Source organism: Mycobacterium scrofulaceum (assembly GCF_002086735.1).
GTDB lineage: Bacteria > Actinomycetota > Actinomycetes > Mycobacteriales > Mycobacteriaceae > Mycobacterium > Mycobacterium scrofulaceum.
Genome location: NZ_MVIJ01000031.1, coordinates 16,004 through 32,640, shown reverse-complemented (window position 1 = coordinate 32,640; position 16,637 = coordinate 16,004). Strand labels below are relative to the sequence as shown.

Below are 16,637 nucleotides of genomic sequence, written 5' to 3'. Positions count from 1 at the left end.
CAAAGTGCGAGTGCTGGCCTGCTCGACGGGCATTTAGGGTTAGCCGGCCAAGGGGACTCCGAGATGTCCGTCGAGTCGGCAACCTCTGGCGATCAGCGCCCCCCTGACGCGCTCGATGATGTCTTGAGGCTTGTCCTCGGCGATCACCCGGATCACGACCCAGCCGAGTTCCGCGAGTCTTCGCAGCCGCCACTGATCCTTGACATACTGACGCCGATCGCTGCGATGATGGTCGCCGTCATACTCGGCGGCCACACCGAACTCCCGCCAGCCCATGTCGAGCATGGCCAGCAAACGGTAGCCCTCGACTACCGGAATCTGGGTGGTGAGGGCGGGCAAGCCCGCATCGTGAAGCAGCAGTCTCAGCCAGGTTTCCTTGGGCGAGGCAGCGCCACCGTCGATAAGGGGCAGTATTGACCGCAGCCGGCGCGTCCCTCGCGCGCCGGGGTATCGCTCGGCCAGCAGCGACACGTCCTCGATGGTGAACGGCGTCGCCCGCATCAATGCGTCGAGGCGCGCGACCGCCTGCTCACGCGGAAGGAATCGAGCCAAATCGTACGCCGTTCGCACGGGCGTGGTGACCGGTAGTCCTGCCACGCAAGCGATTTCGTCGTCGGCCAGCAACTGCTCACGCGCCACGATTCCCCGCGGTGGCCGCGTATTCGACCAGACCAACTCGATGGGGACGTCGTCGTCAACCCACCGAGCGCCGTGCAACGCCGAAGCCGCGACACCTGCGATCGTCGCCCTGCGACGAGACCACAACCACGCGCCTTCGGTTCGATGACGAAGCGAAAGCGGCTGATTCCGTGCGGCATACACTCCCGGGAAGATCGGCCTATGCCAGCGTTGCAGTTCATGCCGCGTCACGATGCCCCGCGCAACGGCTTCGCCACCGATCAACACCCCGGCCATGGGCCGAATAGTGGTCCGGGGCACCGACAACCCGCCGAGCCTGTAGATCTGCAGACAAAGTGCGAGTGCGGGCCTGCAGAATTACAGGCTCGACGGGGAGCCCCGTTAGCGCGGCAGCCCCAGCAGCCGCTCGGCGGCCACGGTGAGCAGGATCTGCTCGGTGCCGCCGGCGATGGTGAGGCAGCGCGTGTTCAGGAAGTCGTACACCGCGTGGTTGCGGACCAGCCCGCCGCCCTCGGAGACGTCCATCATGTACTCGGCCAGCGCCTGCCGGTAGCGCACCCCGATGAGCTTGCGAACGCTGGACTGCGCGCCCGGGTCCTGCCCGCCCACGGCGAGCTGGGCGATCCGCTGGTCGAGCAGCGCGCCGGTTTGGGCGATGGCGATCAACCGGCCGAGCCGATCCTGCTGCGCGGCATCGAGATCCAGCTCCGCGAGCACCTTGAGCAGCTCCTCCATCGGGTTGCCCAGCGCGGTGCCGCTGGCCATCGCGATCCGCTCGTTGGCCAGCGTGGTGCGCGCCAGCCGCCACCCGTCGTTCACGCCGCCGACCACCATCTCGTCGGGAACGAACACGTTGTCCAGGAAGACCTCGTTGAACAGCGAGTCGCCGGTGATCTCGCGCAGCGGCCGGATCTCGATGCCCGGCGCCTTCATGTCGACCATGAAGTAGGTGATGCCCTTGTGCTTCGGGGCGTCGGGGTCGGTGCGCGCCAGGCACACGCCCCATCGCGCCTTGTGCGCCGCCGACGTCCAGACCTTCTGGCCGGTGAGCAACCATCCGCCTTCACCCCGCACGGCCTTGGTGCGCAGCGACGCCAGGTCCGACCCGGCCCCCGGCTCGGAAAACAGCTGGCACCAGAGGAATTCGCCGCGCAACGTGCCCGGCACGAAGCGCTCGATCTGCTCCGGCGTGCCGTGCTCGAGGATGGTCGGCGCGGCCCACCAGCCGATCACCAGGTCCGGGCGGGCCACCCCGGCCGCCGCCAGCTCCTGGTCGATCAACAGTTGCTCCGCCGGGGACGCGCCGCGCCCGTGCGGCGCCGGCCAGTGCGGCGCCTGCAGCCCGGCCTCGGCCAGGGCCGGCTGCCGCTTGTCCTCGGGCAGCGCGGCGATCTCCGCGACCGTCGCGGCGATGTCCGCGCGCTGGTCCTCGACGTCGGTGAGGTCGATGCCCAGGCGCCGGCGCACGCCCGACTGGGTCAGTTCGGTGATGCGGCGCAGCCAGCGTTCGGCGCCGCCGAGGAACCGGCCGATGGCGTGCGCCCGCCGCAAGTACAGGTGCGCGTCGTGCTCCCACGTGCAGCCGATGCCGCCGAGCACCTGGATGCAGTCCTTGACGTTGGCCTTCGCGGCGGCGACGCCGATGCCGGCGGCCAGGGCGGCCGCGATCGAAAGCTGGTCGGCGTCGCTGTCCGCCGCGGCGCGGGCGGCGTCGGCCGCGGCCACCTCGGCCTGCTCGGCGCGGCACAGCATCTCCGCGCACAGGTGCTTGACGGCCTGGAAGCTGCCGATCGGCTTGCCGAACTGCTCGCGGACCTTGGCGTAGTCGACGGCGGTGTCCAGTGACCATCGGGTCACGCCGGCCGCCTCGGCGGCCAGCACGGTCGCCGCCAATTCCTCGACGCGCTCGGGGGATTCGACGACGCTGGCCGGCGCCGACGTCAGCTCCACCCGGGCCAGCGGGCGGGAGAAGTCGGTGGCCGGTAGCGGCTCGATCCGCACGCCGTCGCTCTCGGTGTCGACCAAAAGCCACTGTCCGTCGGCCGGCACGAGGACCACACCGCCGTCGGCCGCGCCGAGCGCCAGCGGCAGCGTGCCCGACGCCCGGGAGGTTTCGGCATCGAACCGGACGTCGCCCTCCAGCGCCACCCCGGCGAAGCGTTCGCCGGCGGCCAGCGCCGCCGACAGATCGGGGTCGGTGACGACGAGCGTCGCCAGGGCGGTGGTGGCCACCGGCCCGGGTACCAGCGCCTTGGCCGCCTCCTCGACCATCGCGCACAGGTCCTCGACGGTGCCGCCGGCCCCGCCGTGCTCCTCCGGGATGGCGACGCCGAAGATGCCCAGCTCCGCCAGCCGCGCGAACACCGGGCGCCATGCGTCCGCGTCGCCCTGCTCCACCGCGCGGATCGCCGCCGTCCCGCCCGGACCGGACGTCGAGTTGCGGGCCCAGTCGCGCACCAGGGCGCGCGCGGCGAACTGCTCGTCTGTGACGGTCGCAACCACTCTTGGGACCTCCGCGTCCTCGATTCGGCGTGACGTGGGGCCTACGACCCCTAGCTCTCGATTCTCCTGCTTGCCTCGGGTCGCTGCGCAACCCGCCTCGTCGCAGACTAGAACGTGTTCTAATAGTGCCAGCGATCGACCGTCAAGTCGAACGGCGTTACAGCAGCACACGCGGCTGTCCCGGCGGTACGGAGGTGGGAAATTCACACTCAGCGTGCGTATCGTTTGCAAGCGAGCCGCCAGGAACAGGAGCAACCCGTCACATGCCAGCCAGTGCCAACTCGAGCCGCGCTTCTGACTCGCAGCCGCGCGAGGTGGTGAACGTGGCGGTTTTGGCGGAGTCCGAGCTCGGCTCGGAGGCTCAGCGGGAACGCCGCAAGCGCATCCTGGACGCCACGATGGCCATCGCGTCCAAGGGCGGCTACGAAGCGGTTCAGATGCGTGCGGTGGCGGATCGCGCCGACGTGGCGGTGGGCACGCTGTACCGGTATTTCCCGTCGAAGGTGCACCTGCTGGTGTCGGCCCTGGGCCGCGAATTCAGCCGCATCGACGCCAAGACCGACCGCTCGTCGGTCGCCGGGGGCACGCCGTTTCAGCGGCTGAACTTCATGGTCGGCAAGCTCAACCGGGCGATGCAGCGCAATCCCCTGCTCACCGAGGCCATGACCCGCGCCTACGTCTTCGCCGATGCGTCGGCGGCCAGCGAGGTCGATCAGGTCGAGAAGCTGATCGATTCCATGTTCGCTCGGGCGATGGCCGACGGCGAACCGACCGAGGACCAGTACCACATCGCCCGGGTCATCTCCGACGTCTGGCTGTCCAACCTGCTGGCCTGGCTCACCCGGCGCGCCTCGGCGACCGACGTCAGCAAGCGGTTGGACCTGGCGGTGCGGTTGCTGATCGGCGACCAGAACGGCGGCTAGCCCGGCGGGCCCGCGGTGCGGCCGCGGATCAACTCGGTGTTCAACACCTCGACGACCGGCAGGCCCGACCGCGGCGGGCTCAACAGCAGCTCGCCCGCGCGGCGGCCCTTCTGCAGGCTCGGCTGCGACACCGTGGTCAACCCACGGCCGATCGCGTCGGGCACCCCGTCGAAACCCGTCACCGTCATCTGCCCGGGCACGTAAATGCCATGTGCGCGAAGGTAATCCATCGCTGACAGCGCCAAGATGTCGGCCGTGCACATCAGCGCGGTGATCCGCGGATTGGCCTCCAGCGCCGCCTTGGCGGCGGCGCCACCGGAGTCCGGCAGGTGCTCGTAGCTCTCCACCACGGTCAGCGCGTCGAGGTCGACGCCGGCCGCCCTCATCGCCTCCCACACCCCGACGATGCGTTCGCGCTGCACGTCGAAGGCCGGCGACCGCAACCGGTCGGCGTCCACCAGCCCCTGCCGGCGGTCGCGGCCCAGCCGCATGGTCAACAGTCCGATCTCGCGATGCCCCAGGCCGAGCACGTAGTCCGCCAGCTCGCGCATCGCCGCCCGGTCGTCGATGCCGACCCGGGAGACCCCGGCGAGCCCCTTCGGCTGGTCGACGACCACGACCGGCAGCCGGCGCTGCAAGACGACCTGCAGATACGGGTCCTCTTCGCAGACCGAATACACCACGAAGCCGTCCACGCCGGCGCCCAGCACCGCACCCATCCCGTCCTGGATGCTGCGACCGGGCCCGACGGCCACCAGTAGCAGTCCCTGGCCGAGCTCTTCGCAGGACTGGGCGACCCCGGCGACGAAATCCCGCGCGGCCGGGTCGCTGAAGAAGTAGGTCAGCGGTTCGGCCATCACCAGCCCGACCGCACCCGCCTTGCGGGTGCGCAGCGAGCGCGCCACCGGGTCGGGGCCCGGGTACCCCAGCCGCTTGGCCGTCGCGAGCACCCGTTCGCGTAGGTCGGCGGAGAGCTGATCCGGCCTGTTGAAGGCGTTCGAGATCGTGGTGCGCGAGACCTTCAGTTCGTCCGCCAACGATGCCAGAGTCGCACGCCGGCGCGATGCGGGACTCACGTTCGGTGACGCTACAACGAATCCGCATCGGCGCCTAAGCGGTGGCCACCCGCGGCTTTGTAGATGGAAACGATTTTCATTAGTATTGTGGGTCGGCCGGTCGGCCAGCGAGAGGAAATCGGACGTGCGCATGGCGCTCAAGCGGGGACGACGCGCGGTGGCCAGTCCGCTGCACGCGCTGCCCGCCGCGCTGGTCCTGCTGGCCGCCGCCGTCGCGCCCACCGGCTGCGCCAGCCCGGCGCATCCGCACGCGGCCGCCGTCGTGGCCTCCACCGGCGTCTGGGGCAGCGTGGCGAGCGCCGTCGCCGGCGGTCACATCGCGGTCAACTCCATCCTGACCGGGGGTGACACCGACCCGCACTCGTATGCGGCCAGCCCGGCGGACGCCGCCGCCATCGCCGACGCCACCCTGGTCGTCTACAACGGCGGCGGATACGACCCCTGGGCGGAACAGGTGCTCGCCGGGCACCCCGGCGTGAAATCGATCGGCGCCTATTCGTACCTGAGACCGGCCGTCCCCGGCGGGCAGCCGGCCAACGAGCACGTGTTCTACGACCTCGAGGTCGCCAAGTCGGTCGCATTCGCGATCGCCGAGCGCTTGTCCGCGATCGACCCGGCCCACACCGCCGACTACCGGGCGAACGCCGCCGAGTTCTGCCGCGGCGCGGACGCCGTCGCCATCTCCGAACACGCCATCGCCAGCGCCTATCCCGGCACCGGGGTGATCGCGACCGAACCGGTCGGCTACTACCTGCTGGCGGCGACCGGCCTCGTCAACCGCACGCCGTCGACCTTCACCGCCGCCAACGAGAACGAGACGGATCCCTCGCCGTCCGACATGGCGTTCGTCCTCGACCTGATCGGCCACCGTCAGGTGGCGGCGCTGCTGGTCAACCCCCAGACGTCCACCGCCGCGATCAACGCCGTGCGGGACGCCGCGCGGGACGCGGGCGTGCCCGTGACGAACGTGAGCGAAACGCTGCCCGACGGAAGCGACTACCTGACCTGGCAGCGCAGCACCGTCAACCAGCTGCTGGCCGCGCTGCAGTCCGGCCGGTCGGTACAACCGTGAGCCTCGACGCGGTACCCGCCCTCGACCGCTACCCCGACACCGTGTCGCTGCGCGGCGCCCGGCTGGCGTTCGGTGACCGCGTGCTGTGGGACCACCTCGACCTGTCGGTCTCGCGCGGCGAGTTCATCGCGGTCCTCGGCCCGAACGGCAGCGGCAAGACGTCGCTGCTGAAGGTGCTGCTGGGTCAGCTGTCGCTGTCCGCCGGGGTCGCGCTGGTGGACGGGAAGCCGATGGGCTCGGGCGGCGGCCGCGTCGGCTACGTGCCGCAACACCGGCCGATGGGCCACGACGTGATGCTTCGGGGGCGCGACCTGGTGCGGCTGGGCGTCGACGGGCATCGCTGGGGCGGCCTGCCACTGAGATCGGCCGACCGGGCCCGCCGGCGCGCGGCCGTGGCCGACGCGCTGCGACAGGTCAACGCCGAACACCTCGCCGATGTCCCGGTGGGCGTGATGTCGGGCGGCGAGCTGCAGCGCATGCGCGTCGCGCAGGCCCTGGTCAGCGACCCGATGCTGCTGCTGTGCGACGAGCCGCTGCTGGCCCTGGACCCGGCGAACGCGAGGCTGGTCTCCGCGCTGATCGAGCGCCGCCGCCGGGACGCCGGGACCACCGTCATCGTCGTCACCCACGACCTGAACGCGATGCTGCCGTACGTGGACCGGCTGGTCTACCTGGTCGACGGGCGGTTCCGGGTCGGCACCGTGGAAGACGTGATGACCACCGAGACGCTCTCCATGCTGTACCGGGCCGACATCCAGGTGGTGAAGGTCAAGGACCGCTACGTGGTGGTGGGCGACACGACCGACGGCGCCCACCCGTGAACCACCGGCTCACCGACGTCCTGGCTCATCTGCTCGACTTCGACATCACCGCCCACCTGCTGGGCCACCACTTCGTCCAGCAGGCGTTGCTGGCGGCCGCGTTGCTGGGGCTGGTGGCCGGGTTGATCGGGCCGTTCATCGTGATGCGTCAGATGTCGTTCGCCGTGCACGGGTCCAGCGAATTGTCCCTGACCGGTGCGGCTTTCGCGCTGCTGGTCGGCGCCGAGGTGGGGGTGGGCGCGCTGGTGGGCAGCGCTCTGGCGGCCGCGCTGTTCGGCGTCCTGGGGCGGCGGGCCCACGAACGCGATTCCGTCATCGGCGTGGTGCTGGCCTTCGGCCTGGGCCTGGCCGTGCTGTTCATCTACCTGTACCCGGGCCGGACCGCGACCAGCTTCGCGTTGCTCACCGGGCAGATCGTCGGCGTCGGCTACACCGGGCTGGCCATGCTGGCGCTGGTGTGCGTGCTGGTCATCGCCGTCATCGCGGCCTGCTACCGCCCGCTGCTGTTCGCCACCGTCGATCCCGACGTCGCCGCGGCCCGCGGCGTGCCCGTGCGCGCGCTCGGCATCGTGTTCGCGGCGCTGGTCGGCGTGGTGGCCGCCCAGGCCGTGCAGATCGTCGGGGCGCTGCTGGTGATGTCGCTGCTGATCACGCCGGCGGCCGCCGCCGCCCGCGTGGTGGCCTCCCCGGCGGCGGCGATGGTCGCCTCGATCGTCTTCGCCGAGGTTTCCGCCGTCGGCGGCATCGTGCTGTCGCTGGCGCCCGGCGTCCCGGTGTCGGTCTTCGTCGCGGGGATTTCGTTCCTGATCTACCTGTTCTGCTGGTTGCTCGGGCGCCGGCAGGGGGCCGCCGCCTAAGCTGGTCGGCACAGATCTGCCCGGCGTGCGAAAGGCTCTGGTGCGTAGGCGATTCCCGATCCTCCTGCAGGCGGCGGCGTGCGCCCTCACGGCCGGCTGCACCACCGTCGTCGGCGGTAGCGCCGCGCCCGCGGACACCCGCGGTCCGCTGACGCGGGCCCCGGTGCCCGTCACCGCGATGGACGGGTTGCTGCTCGACGACAGGAAGATCGACGACATCGTGGGCTTGGGAATGCGGGTCCGGTATCGCACACAGGAGATGTGGGACTCCAGCCAGACGTTCAGCGAGACGAGTTGCCTCGCGATGGCCGGGCCCGCCCAGCAGGCCGTGTATGCGGACACCGGCTGGATCGCGGTGCGCGGCGAGCGACTGGACGACAGCTTCGACGACCCCACGGTGCGCAACTACTCCGCCAACCAGGCCGTGATCGCCTACCCCACGGCCCGGCAGGCCAACGCGTTCTACGACGCATCGGTCCGGAGGTGGTCCGCCTGCGCCAACCGCCGGTTCGTCGACCGTCCACCGGGCCGGCCCGAGATCGCCTGGGCGGTGGCCGATTCCCACAAAGTCGGCGGCACGCTCAGCACGTCCGAAGAACAGGAAGGCAGCGAGGACAACTGGCGGTGCCAGCGCGCGCTCACCTCGCGCAACAACATCGTCATCGACGTGTCCACCTGCGGCTCCTTCCTGTCCGGTGGGTCCGCGGTCGACGTCGCCCAACAGATCGCGGCCGCGGTCGTCACCCGGTAGCGAAGCGGAAGGCGACGCCTCCGAAGGAGGGCGCCGGCGCCGCCCCATAAGCTGGGCGGGTGGCCCGCATCGACCTCAACGCCGACCTGGGCGAGGGCTTCGGCGTCTGGCGCCTCGGGGACGACGACGCCATGCTGCGGATCGTCACCAGCGCCAACGTGGCGTGCGGTTTCCACGCGGGCGATCCCGCCGGATTGTCACGGGTCTGCCGGTCGGCCGCCGAGCGCGGCGTCCGCGTCGGGGCGCAGGTGAGCTATCGAGACCTGGCCGGGTTCGGCAGGCGCTTCATCGACGTCGCCGCCGACGACCTGGCCGCGGATCTGGTGTATCAGATCGGCGCTTTGCAGGCGATCGCGCGGGCCGCCGGTTCCGCGGTGTCCTACGTCAAACCCCATGGCGCCCTGTACAACACGATCGTGACCCACCGCGAGCAGGCGGCGGCGGTCGCCGAGGCTGTGGCGATGGTGGACCCGGCGCTGCCGGTGCTGGGCATGGCGGGCTCGGCGTTTTTCGACGAGGCCGCCCGCCGCGGCCTGCGCACGGTGGCGGAGGCCTTCGCCGACCGTGCCTACCAGCCGGACGGCCGGTTGCTGTCCCGCCGCGAGCCCGGCGCGGTGCTGGGAGACCCGGCGGAGATCGCCGACCGCGTCGTCGGCATGGTGACCGCCGGCCGGGTCACCGCCGTCGACGGCACGCAGATCCCGGTCGACGTCGAATCGGTTTGCGTGCACGGCGATTCGCCCGGTGCGGTGCAGATCGCGACCGCCGTCCGCGATCGCCTCGCGGCCGCCGGCGTCGAGATCGGGGCGTTCAGCTGATGCGGCTGAAACCCTGTCGGCCCGACCTCGGGGGGTACGCGGACCGGTTCGACGCGCCCGCCGCCGAGCCGGGATCCCTGTCGGTGCTGTGGATGGGCGTGGCGACGCTGCTGATCGACGACGGGTCGTCGGCGCTGCTGACCGACGGCTACTTCTCCCGGCCGAGCCTGGCCCGGGTGGCCGCCGGCAAAGTGGCGCCGTCGCCGGCCCGCGTCGACGGCTGCCTGGCCCGGGCCAAGGTGTCCCGCCTGGAGGCCGTCGTCCCGGTGCACACCCACATCGACCACGCGCTGGATTCCGCCCTGGTTGCCGACCGCACCGGTGCGCGCCTGGTCGGCGGTGAGTCGGCGGCCAACGTCGGGCGCGGACACGGCCTGACCGAGGACCGACTCGTGGTGGCCGCCGGCGGCGAAACGATTGCGCTGGGCGCCTACGACCTGACCCTGATCGAATCGCAGCACTGCCCGCCGGACCGGTTCCCGGGCACGATCGACGCGCCGCTCACCCCGCCGGTCAGGGCGTCCGCCTACCGCTGCGGCGAGGCCTGGTCGGCGCTGGTGCACCACCGGGCGTCGGACCGGCGGCTGTTGATCCAGGGCAGCGCCGGTTTCGTCGAGGGCGCGCTGGCCGGCCGGCGCGCCGACGCGGTCTACCTGTCCGTCGGCCAGCTGGGGCTGCGGCCGAGGTCATACCTGGTCGACTACTGGACTGAGACCGTGCGCGCGGTGGGTGCGCGCCGGGTGACCCTGATCCACTGGGACGACTTCTTCCGGCCACTGTCAAAGCCGCTGCGCGCCTTGCCCTATGCGGGCGACGACCTGGACTCCTCCATCCGCATCCTCGACGAGTTGGCCGCACGGGACGGTGTCGCGCTGCACCTGCCGACGGTGTGGCGGCGCGAGAACCCCTGGGCGTGAAGCGGTTCTAGAACATTGACCCTGACCCTTGCGCTGGTGCTGCTCGCCGCCGTCCTGGCCTTCGCCGTCGTGCGTCCGCGGGGCTGGCCGGAGGCGGTGGCGGCGGTTCCCGCCGCGCTGATCCTGATCGCGGTCGGCGCCATATCGGTGCGTCAGGCGGCGGAGGAGGTCGCCGGGCTTTCCGGAGTGGTCGGGTTTCTGGGCGCGGTGCTGGTGCTGGCCAAGCTGTGCGACGACGAGGGCCTTTTCGAGGCGGCGGGCGCGGCGATCGCGCGGGGACGCGTCGGGTCGGGTCCACTGCTGCGGCGGGTGTTCGTCATCGCCTCGCTGATCACCGCCGTGCTCAGCCTGGACACCGCGGTGGTGTTGCTGACCCCGGTGGTGCTGGCGGCCGTCCGCCGGTTGCGGACCCCGGTGCGGCCGTACGCGTATGCCACCGCGCACCTGGCCAACGGGGCATCGCTGCTGCTGCCCGTGTCGAATCTGACCAACCTGCTGGCGTTTCACGCCGCCAACCTTTCGTTCACGCGGTTCACGCTGCTGATGGCGTTGCCGTGGGTGGGGGTGGTGGTCACGCTCTACGCGATATTCCGCTGGTTTTTTGCCAAGGACCTGCGCGTGCAGCCCCGCCCGGAGGAGCCCGGGCCCCCGCCGCGCCCCCCGGTGTTCGTGTTGGTGGTCATGGGGCTGACGCTGGCCGGGTTCGCGGTGGGCCAGACGGTCGGGGTGGCCCCGGCCTGGGTGGCCCTCGCCGGCGCCGTGGTGCTGGCCGCGCGCAGCCTGAGCCGCGGGCACACCTCGGTGGTCGACGTCGCCCGTTCGGCCCACGTGTCGTTCCTGGTCTTCGTGCTGGCGCTGGGCGTCGTGGTCCGGGCGGTCATGCTCAACGGCATGGACAGGGCCATGTCGGCAGTGCTGCCGTCCGGCGCGACGCTGCCCGCGCTGCTCGCCATCGCCGCCGTGGCGGCCGTGCTGGCCAACGTCGTGAACAACCTGCCCGCCACGCTGGTGCTGCTGCCCCTGGTCGCGCCGAGCGGACCGGTCGCCATCCTGGCCGTCCTGCTCGGGGTCAACATCGGGCCCAACCTGACCTATGTCGGTTCGCTGTCGAACCTGTTGTGGCGGCGGGTGCTCCGCCAGCACGACGTCGACGCCGGGGTGGGCGAATACACCCGCCTCGGGCTGTGTACCGTGCCGGCTTCTCTGCTCCTCGCGGTGCTCGCGCTGTGGGCGTCGGCGCGGCTGCTCGGTGTCTAGCCGCGGCGGTAGGCCGGCGGCAGCGGCATGCCGAGTTGTCCCAGCACGGCGCGCAACAGCGTCGGGTAGTCGGTGATGAGTCCGTCGACCCCGTCGGCGATCTGTTCACGCATGGTGTCGGCGTCGTCGACCGTCCACGGGATCACCTTGAGCCCCAGCGCATGCGCGCGATCGACGTACGGTTTGCCCGTGACCAACTGGTAGCTGGGCGCGACGACGTTCGCGCCCACCAGCTTCGCCCCGACCATCGGGTCGCCTCCGGTGTCCTCGTTGTACAACGCCACCAACGGAATCGACGGCTCGTCCCGGTGAACCAACGGCAGCGTCCGCCAGTCGAAGCTCTCGATCTCCACCACGCCGACCTTGCCGGCCGCCCTGACCGCGGCCAGTATCACGTCGACGAACTGGCGGGGATCGGCCGAAGTGCCGGGGTGGTCGGTCGCCACCTTGGTTTCGATGTTGTAGCGCACCGCGGCGTGATAGGAATCGGCGAGCGCGAACACCTCCGGCAGGATGGCTATCTTGTTGCCGCGCACCACCTCGGCATCGGGAAACTCGGCCAGCCGCCGTCCGCAGTCGAGCGTGCGGATCTGCGGCAGGGTGAGCTCGTGTACCAGCTTTCCGACGTAGGGGTACTGCGGATCCCCGGCGAACGCGGGGCCGGTGTCGGCGCACTTCTCGGGGTGGATCGCCGGGTCGTGCCACACCAGCGGTTGCCCGTCCCGGGTGATGTTGATGTCGAGTTCGAGTGTGCTGACGCCCAATTCGAGGGATTTCGCGAAGGCACGCAGCGACTCCTCGGTGGTCTCCCCGCGCCCGCCGCGATGGGCCTGCAGGTCGAACTCCGGGGCTTGGGCGGCCGCCGCGGGCGACGCCAGCACACCGACGACGGCCAGCGCCACACCGAGGCGCGCGGGCCAGCGGCGCACCGGGGTCACGTCCTGCGCTGGCGGGCGATCTCGGCGAGCACCACCCCGGCGGCCACCGAGGCGTTCAGCGATTCGGCGTGCCCGGCCATCGGGATGGACACCACCTCGTCGCAGTTCTGCCGCACGAGTCGCGACAGCCCTTTGCCTTCGGACCCGACGACCACCACCAGCGGGTCGGCGCCGTCCAGGTCGTCGACCACGGTGTCGCCGTCGGCGTCCAGCCCGATCACCCGGATTCCGCGGTCGGCCCAATCCTTCAGCGTCCGGGTGAGATTGGTGGCCCGGGCGACCGGGATGCGGGCCGCGGCGCCGGCGCTGGTGCGCCAGGCCACGGCCGTCACCGACGCCGAACGCCGCTGCGGGATCAGCACACCGTGGCCGCCGAAGGCCGCGACCGAACGCACGATCGCGCCAAGGTTGCGGGGATCGGAGATGTTGTCCAGCGCGACCAACAGCGGGGGCGGGGAGTCCAGGGCGGTCGCCAGCAAGTCGTCGGGGTGGGCGTAGTTGTACGGCGGGACCTGCAACGCGATGCCCTGATGCAGGTGGTTGCTGGTCATCCGGTCCAGGTCGGCACGCGGCACCTCGAGGATCGAGATGCCCGAATCCGCGGCGCGGGCAACGGATTCGGTGACCCGCTCGTCGGCGTCGGTGCCCAGCGCCACGTAGAGCGCCGTCGCCGGGACACCGGCGCGCAGGCACTCCAGCACCGGGTTGCGGCCGAGCACCGTTTCCGTCTCGTCGGTGGGCCGCTTGGCGGGCCGGCGCGGCGGGGACTGCGCGCGCTTGGCGGCGGGATGGTTGGGTCGCAGATGCGCCGGTGGCGTGGGACCGCGCCCCTCCAGCGCGCGTCGGCGCTGCCCGCCCGAGCCCACGGTGGGCCCCTTCTTGGTGCCCGCCTTGCGTATTGCGCCGCGGCGGCGCGAATTGCCGGCCATCTACTGGGTCTGACCGGCCTGCAGGGACCACTGCGGCCCGTCGGCTGTGTCGGTGACCTCGATGCCGGCGATCTTCAGCCGATCCCGGATCTCGTCGGCAAGCGCCCAATTGCGTTGCTCGCGGGCCTTTTCCCGGTTTTCCAGTTCGGCGCGCACCAACACCTCGACGGCCGCCAGCGCGGCCGAGGTCTCGTCGCGGGTTTCCCAGCGCTCGTCGAGCGGGTCGCAACCCAGGATCCCCATCATGGCGCGGATCGCCCGGGCGTGCTGCAGGGCGCCTTCGTGGTCGCCGGAGTCGAGGGCGCGGTTGCCCTCGGCCCGGGCGTGGTGCACCTCGGCCAGCGCGGCCGGGACCGCCAGGTCGTCGTCGAGCGCCTCGGCGAACCGCGAAGTCCACTCGCCCGGCTCGACCCCGCCGACGCGGACGCGGACGCGGTGCAGGAATTCCTCAACGCCCACATAGGCTTTCACCGCATCCTGCAGGGCGTTGTCGGAGAATTCCAGCATCGAGCGGTAGTGCGCGCTGCCCAGGTAGTAGCGCAGCTCCGCCGGCCGCACCCGCTGCAGCAACGCGGGGATGGCCAGCACGTTGCCCAGCGACTTGCTCATCTTCTCGCCGCCCATGGTGACCCAGCCGTTGTGCAACCAGTAACGGGCGAATCCGTCGCCGGCGGCGCGGCTCTGCGCGATCTCGTTCTCGTGGTGCGGGAAGACCAGGTCCATCCCGCCGCAATGGATGTCGAACTCCGGCCCCAGGTAGGTACGCGCCATCGCCGAGCACTCCAGGTGCCAGCCGGGGCGCCCGCGGCCCCATGGGGTGGGCCAGGACGGCTCGCCGGGCTTGGCGGCCTTCCACAGGGTGAAGTCGCGCTGGTCGCGCTTGCAGGTCGCGACGCCCTCACCCTGGTGGACGTCGTCGATCTTGTGCCCGGACAGCTGGCCGTACTCCGGATAGCTGAGCACGTCGAAGTACACGTCGCCGCCCGCCGGATACGCGTGGCCGGTTTCGATCAGCCGTTCCATCAACTCGACCATCTGGGTGATGTGCCCGGTGGCCCGGGGCTCGGCCGACGGCGGCAGCACGTCCAGGGCGTCGTAGGCGGCACTGAACGCGCGTTCGTAGGTGGCCGCCCACTCCCACCACGGGCGGTCGGCCGCCGCGGCCTTGTTGAGGATCTTGTCGTCGATGTCGGTGACGTTGCGGATGAACGCGACGTCGCAGCCGCGCGCCATCAGCCACCGGCGCAGGATGTCGAAGGCCACGCCGCTGCGGACGTGCCCGATGTGCGGCAGTCCCTGGACGGTGGCGCCACACAGGTAGATGGAGACGTGGCCCTCGCGTAATGGAACGAAATCGCGCACGGCGCCGGCCGCCGTGTCGTGTAGCCGCAAGCGGGCGCGATCGGTCACGACGTGCCAGCTTACCGGGTGGTTCCCAGTTGCCCGGCGCTGCGCGGGCCTCAGCCGGCGGGGAAGACCAATGCGGTGGCGATGGCGGCGCGGCCCTCGCCGCGACCGGTCAGGCCCAACCCGTCGGTCGTCGTCGCCGACACCGAGACCGGAGCCCCCACCAATTCGGAGAGCACGCGCTGGGCCTCGGCGCGGCGCGGACCGACCCTGGGCTGGTTGCCGATCAGCTGCACCGCGGCGTTTCCGACCCGAAGGCCCTCGCGTGCCACCAGCTCGCCGACGTGGCGCAGCATGTCGGCGCCGCTGACGCCCTTCCAGCGGGGGTCGTCGACGCCGAAGACCGCGCCGATGTCGCCCAGCCCCGCGGCCGACAGCAGCGCGTCGCACAGCGCGTGGGCGCCGACGTCGCCGTCGGAGTGACCGGCGCAGCCGTCGGCGCCGGGAAACAGCAGGCCCACCAGCCAGCAGGGTCGCCCGGGCTCGATCGGATGCACGTCGACGCCCAGGCCGACGCGGGGCGGCCCGCTCACGGGCGCACGATCGCTTCGGCCAGCAGCAGGTCGAGCCGGGTGGTGATCTTGAACGCCAGCGGGTCGCCGTCGACCACCTGGACCTGGCCGCCGACATGCTCGACCAGCGAGGCGTCGTCGGTGAAATCGGCCGTGCCCGCGCGCTGGTAGGCCCGCAGCAGCAAGTCCCGGGCGAAGCCCTGCGGTGTCTGTACGGCGCGCAGTCCGGCCCGCTCGGGCGTGCCCAGCACCACGCCGTTGGCGTCCACGGCCTTGATGGTGTCATGCAGGGGCAGCGCGGGGACCACGGCGTTGTGCCCGGCCCGCAATGCGTCCACCACCCGCACGATCAGGGCGGGGGGCGTCAGGGCGCGGGCGGCGTCGTGCACCAGTACGAACTGGGGGTCACCGGCGAGCGCGGCCAACGCGAGGCTGACCGATGTGGTGCGGTCGGCCCCGCCGGCGACGACGGTCGCGCGCTCCCCCAGGGCCCGCTTGGCCCCATCGAGCCGGGCCGCCGGAACGGCGACCACGACGTGGTCGACGACTCCGGATTGCAGCAAACCGTCGACCGCGCGGTCCAGCAGGGTGCGCCCGTCGACCTCGCAGAATGCCTTCGGGATGCCCGCGCCGAGCCGCTCGCCGGACCCCGCGGCCGGGACCACCGCGACAACCGTGCCCGAGGAGACCGTCCCCGTGACCACCGAAGTGTCAGGGCCTTCAGGAAGCGGCGGCCAGGACCTCGTCGAGGATGGTGTCCGCCTTGGCTTCGTCGGTGCTCTCGGCGAGCGCCAATTCGCCGACCAGGATCTGGCGGGCCTTGGCCAGCATGCGCTTCTCGCCGGCGGACAGGCCCCGTTCCTGGTCGCGACGCCACAGGTCGCGAACTACCTCGGCCACCTTGTTGACATCGCCGGAGGCCAGCTTTTCCAGGTTGGCCTTGTAGCGGCGCGACCAGTTGGTCGGCTCTTCGGTGTGCGGAGCCCGCAGCACCTGGAACACCTTGTCGAGGCCTTCTTGCCCGACGACGTCGCGGACGCCGACGTATTCGGCGTTGTCAGCGGGTACTCGAACGGTCAGGTCTCCCTGCGCCACCTTCAAGACGAGATATTCCTTTTGTTCCCCTTTGATGGTGCGGGTTTCAATCGCCTCGACTAACGCAGCACCGTGATGCGGGTAAACAACGGTGTCGCCGACCTTGAAGATCATCTGATTCGA

General features: G+C 71.2%; 17 protein-coding genes. 8 read left to right on the top strand and 9 right to left on the bottom strand.

Annotated features, from left to right (window positions below; genetic code table 11):
* Positions 1-39: 39 nt before the first annotated feature.
* Both BST44_RS19135 and BST44_RS19130 read right to left on the bottom strand, forming a co-directional pair.
* A complete protein-coding gene (locus BST44_RS19135; RefSeq protein ID WP_083178676.1) occupies positions 40-915 on the bottom strand; it encodes a type IV toxin-antitoxin system AbiEi family antitoxin in 876 nt (291 codons plus the stop codon).
* A gap of 105 nt (positions 916-1,020) precedes the next feature.
* The gene (locus BST44_RS19130) at positions 1,021-3,141 is read right to left on the bottom strand and encodes an acyl-CoA dehydrogenase family protein (protein WP_083178675.1); all 2,121 of its coding nucleotides are present in this window, start codon (positions 3,139-3,141) and stop codon (positions 1,021-1,023) included.
* 323 nt (positions 3,142-3,464) lie between these two features.
* On the opposite strand from BST44_RS19130, the gene kstR reads away from it, so the two are divergent.
* Positions 3,465-4,064 carry a cholesterol catabolism transcriptional regulator KstR gene (gene kstR / locus BST44_RS19125; RefSeq protein ID WP_040621610.1) on the top strand — a complete coding sequence of 200 codons (600 nt, stop codon included), beginning with the start codon at positions 3,465-3,467 and terminating at the stop codon, positions 4,062-4,064.
* On the opposite strand, the gene BST44_RS19120 is transcribed toward kstR, so the two are convergent.
* A complete protein-coding gene (locus BST44_RS19120) occupies positions 4,061-5,140 on the bottom strand; it encodes an Rv3575c family transcriptional regulator (RefSeq protein WP_083178674.1) in 1,080 nt (359 codons plus the stop codon). The genes kstR and BST44_RS19120 overlap by 4 nt on opposite strands.
* A gap of 130 nt (positions 5,141-5,270) precedes the next feature.
* Between BST44_RS19120 and BST44_RS19115 the strand changes: the two genes are divergently transcribed.
* Genes BST44_RS19115 through BST44_RS19085 form a run of 7 tightly spaced genes read left to right on the top strand, consistent with a single transcriptional unit; the run spans position 5,271 to position 11,633 of the window.
* The gene (locus tag BST44_RS19115; RefSeq protein ID WP_083178673.1) at positions 5,271-6,212 is read left to right on the top strand and encodes a metal ABC transporter solute-binding protein, Zn/Mn family; all 942 of its coding nucleotides are present in this window, start codon (positions 5,271-5,273) and stop codon (positions 6,210-6,212) included.
* Entirely contained in the window at positions 6,209-7,033 is an 825-nt protein-coding gene (locus tag BST44_RS19110; RefSeq protein WP_083178672.1) for a metal ABC transporter ATP-binding protein, read from the top strand. The genes BST44_RS19115 and BST44_RS19110 overlap by 4 nt, the downstream gene beginning before the upstream one ends.
* On the top strand, positions 7,030-7,890 hold the full coding sequence (locus BST44_RS19105; protein WP_083178671.1) for a metal ABC transporter permease: 861 nt from the start codon (positions 7,030-7,032) through the stop codon (positions 7,888-7,890). The genes BST44_RS19110 and BST44_RS19105 overlap by 4 nt, the downstream gene beginning before the upstream one ends.
* Positions 7,891-7,927: 37 nt before the next feature.
* Entirely contained in the window at positions 7,928-8,641 is a 714-nt protein-coding gene (locus tag BST44_RS19100) for a sensor domain-containing protein (protein WP_083178717.1), read from the top strand.
* 59 nt (positions 8,642-8,700) lie between these two features.
* Positions 8,701-9,459, top strand: coding sequence for a LamB/YcsF family protein (locus tag BST44_RS19095; protein ID WP_083178670.1), 759 nt, complete (start codon positions 8,701-8,703; stop codon positions 9,457-9,459).
* On the top strand, positions 9,459-10,376 hold the full coding sequence (locus BST44_RS19090; RefSeq protein ID WP_083178669.1) for an MBL fold metallo-hydrolase: 918 nt from the start codon (positions 9,459-9,461) through the stop codon (positions 10,374-10,376). The genes BST44_RS19095 and BST44_RS19090 overlap by 1 nt, the downstream gene beginning before the upstream one ends.
* A 15-nt stretch (positions 10,377-10,391) precedes the next feature.
* A complete protein-coding gene (locus tag BST44_RS19085; protein WP_083178668.1) occupies positions 10,392-11,633 on the top strand; it encodes an SLC13 family permease in 1,242 nt (413 codons plus the stop codon).
* On the opposite strand, the gene BST44_RS19080 is transcribed toward BST44_RS19085, so the two are convergent.
* Genes BST44_RS19080 through carD form a run of 6 tightly spaced genes read right to left on the bottom strand, consistent with a single transcriptional unit; the run spans position 11,630 to position 16,628 of the window.
* On the bottom strand, positions 11,630-12,535 hold the full coding sequence (locus BST44_RS19080) for a glycerophosphodiester phosphodiesterase (protein ID WP_083178716.1): 906 nt from the start codon (positions 12,533-12,535) through the stop codon (positions 11,630-11,632). The two genes, BST44_RS19085 and BST44_RS19080, sit on opposite strands and share 4 nt — an antisense overlap.
* A 32-nt stretch (positions 12,536-12,567) precedes the next feature.
* Positions 12,568-13,500, bottom strand: a complete 933-nt coding sequence (rlmB, locus tag BST44_RS19075) for a 23S rRNA (guanosine(2251)-2'-O)-methyltransferase RlmB (protein WP_083178667.1) — start codon at positions 13,498-13,500, stop codon at positions 12,568-12,570.
* On the bottom strand, positions 13,501-14,910 hold the full coding sequence (gene cysS / locus BST44_RS19070; protein WP_083178666.1) for a cysteine--tRNA ligase: 1,410 nt from the start codon (positions 14,908-14,910) through the stop codon (positions 13,501-13,503).
* Between the two features lie 50 nt (positions 14,911-14,960).
* Positions 14,961-15,440, bottom strand: coding sequence for a 2-C-methyl-D-erythritol 2,4-cyclodiphosphate synthase (gene ispF / locus BST44_RS19065; protein ID WP_083178665.1), 480 nt, complete (start codon positions 15,438-15,440; stop codon positions 14,961-14,963).
* Complete coding sequence (gene ispD / locus BST44_RS19060) at positions 15,437-16,123, bottom strand: 2-C-methyl-D-erythritol 4-phosphate cytidylyltransferase (RefSeq protein WP_083178664.1); 687 nt, start codon at positions 16,121-16,123, stop codon at positions 15,437-15,439. Before ispD ends, ispF begins: the two co-directional genes overlap by 4 nt.
* 16 nt (positions 16,124-16,139) lie before the next feature.
* Positions 16,140-16,628 carry an RNA polymerase-binding transcription factor CarD gene (gene carD, locus BST44_RS19055; RefSeq protein ID WP_065132069.1) on the bottom strand — a complete coding sequence of 163 codons (489 nt, stop codon included), beginning with the start codon at positions 16,626-16,628 and terminating at the stop codon, positions 16,140-16,142.
* Between the last annotated feature and the right edge of the window lie 9 nt (positions 16,629-16,637).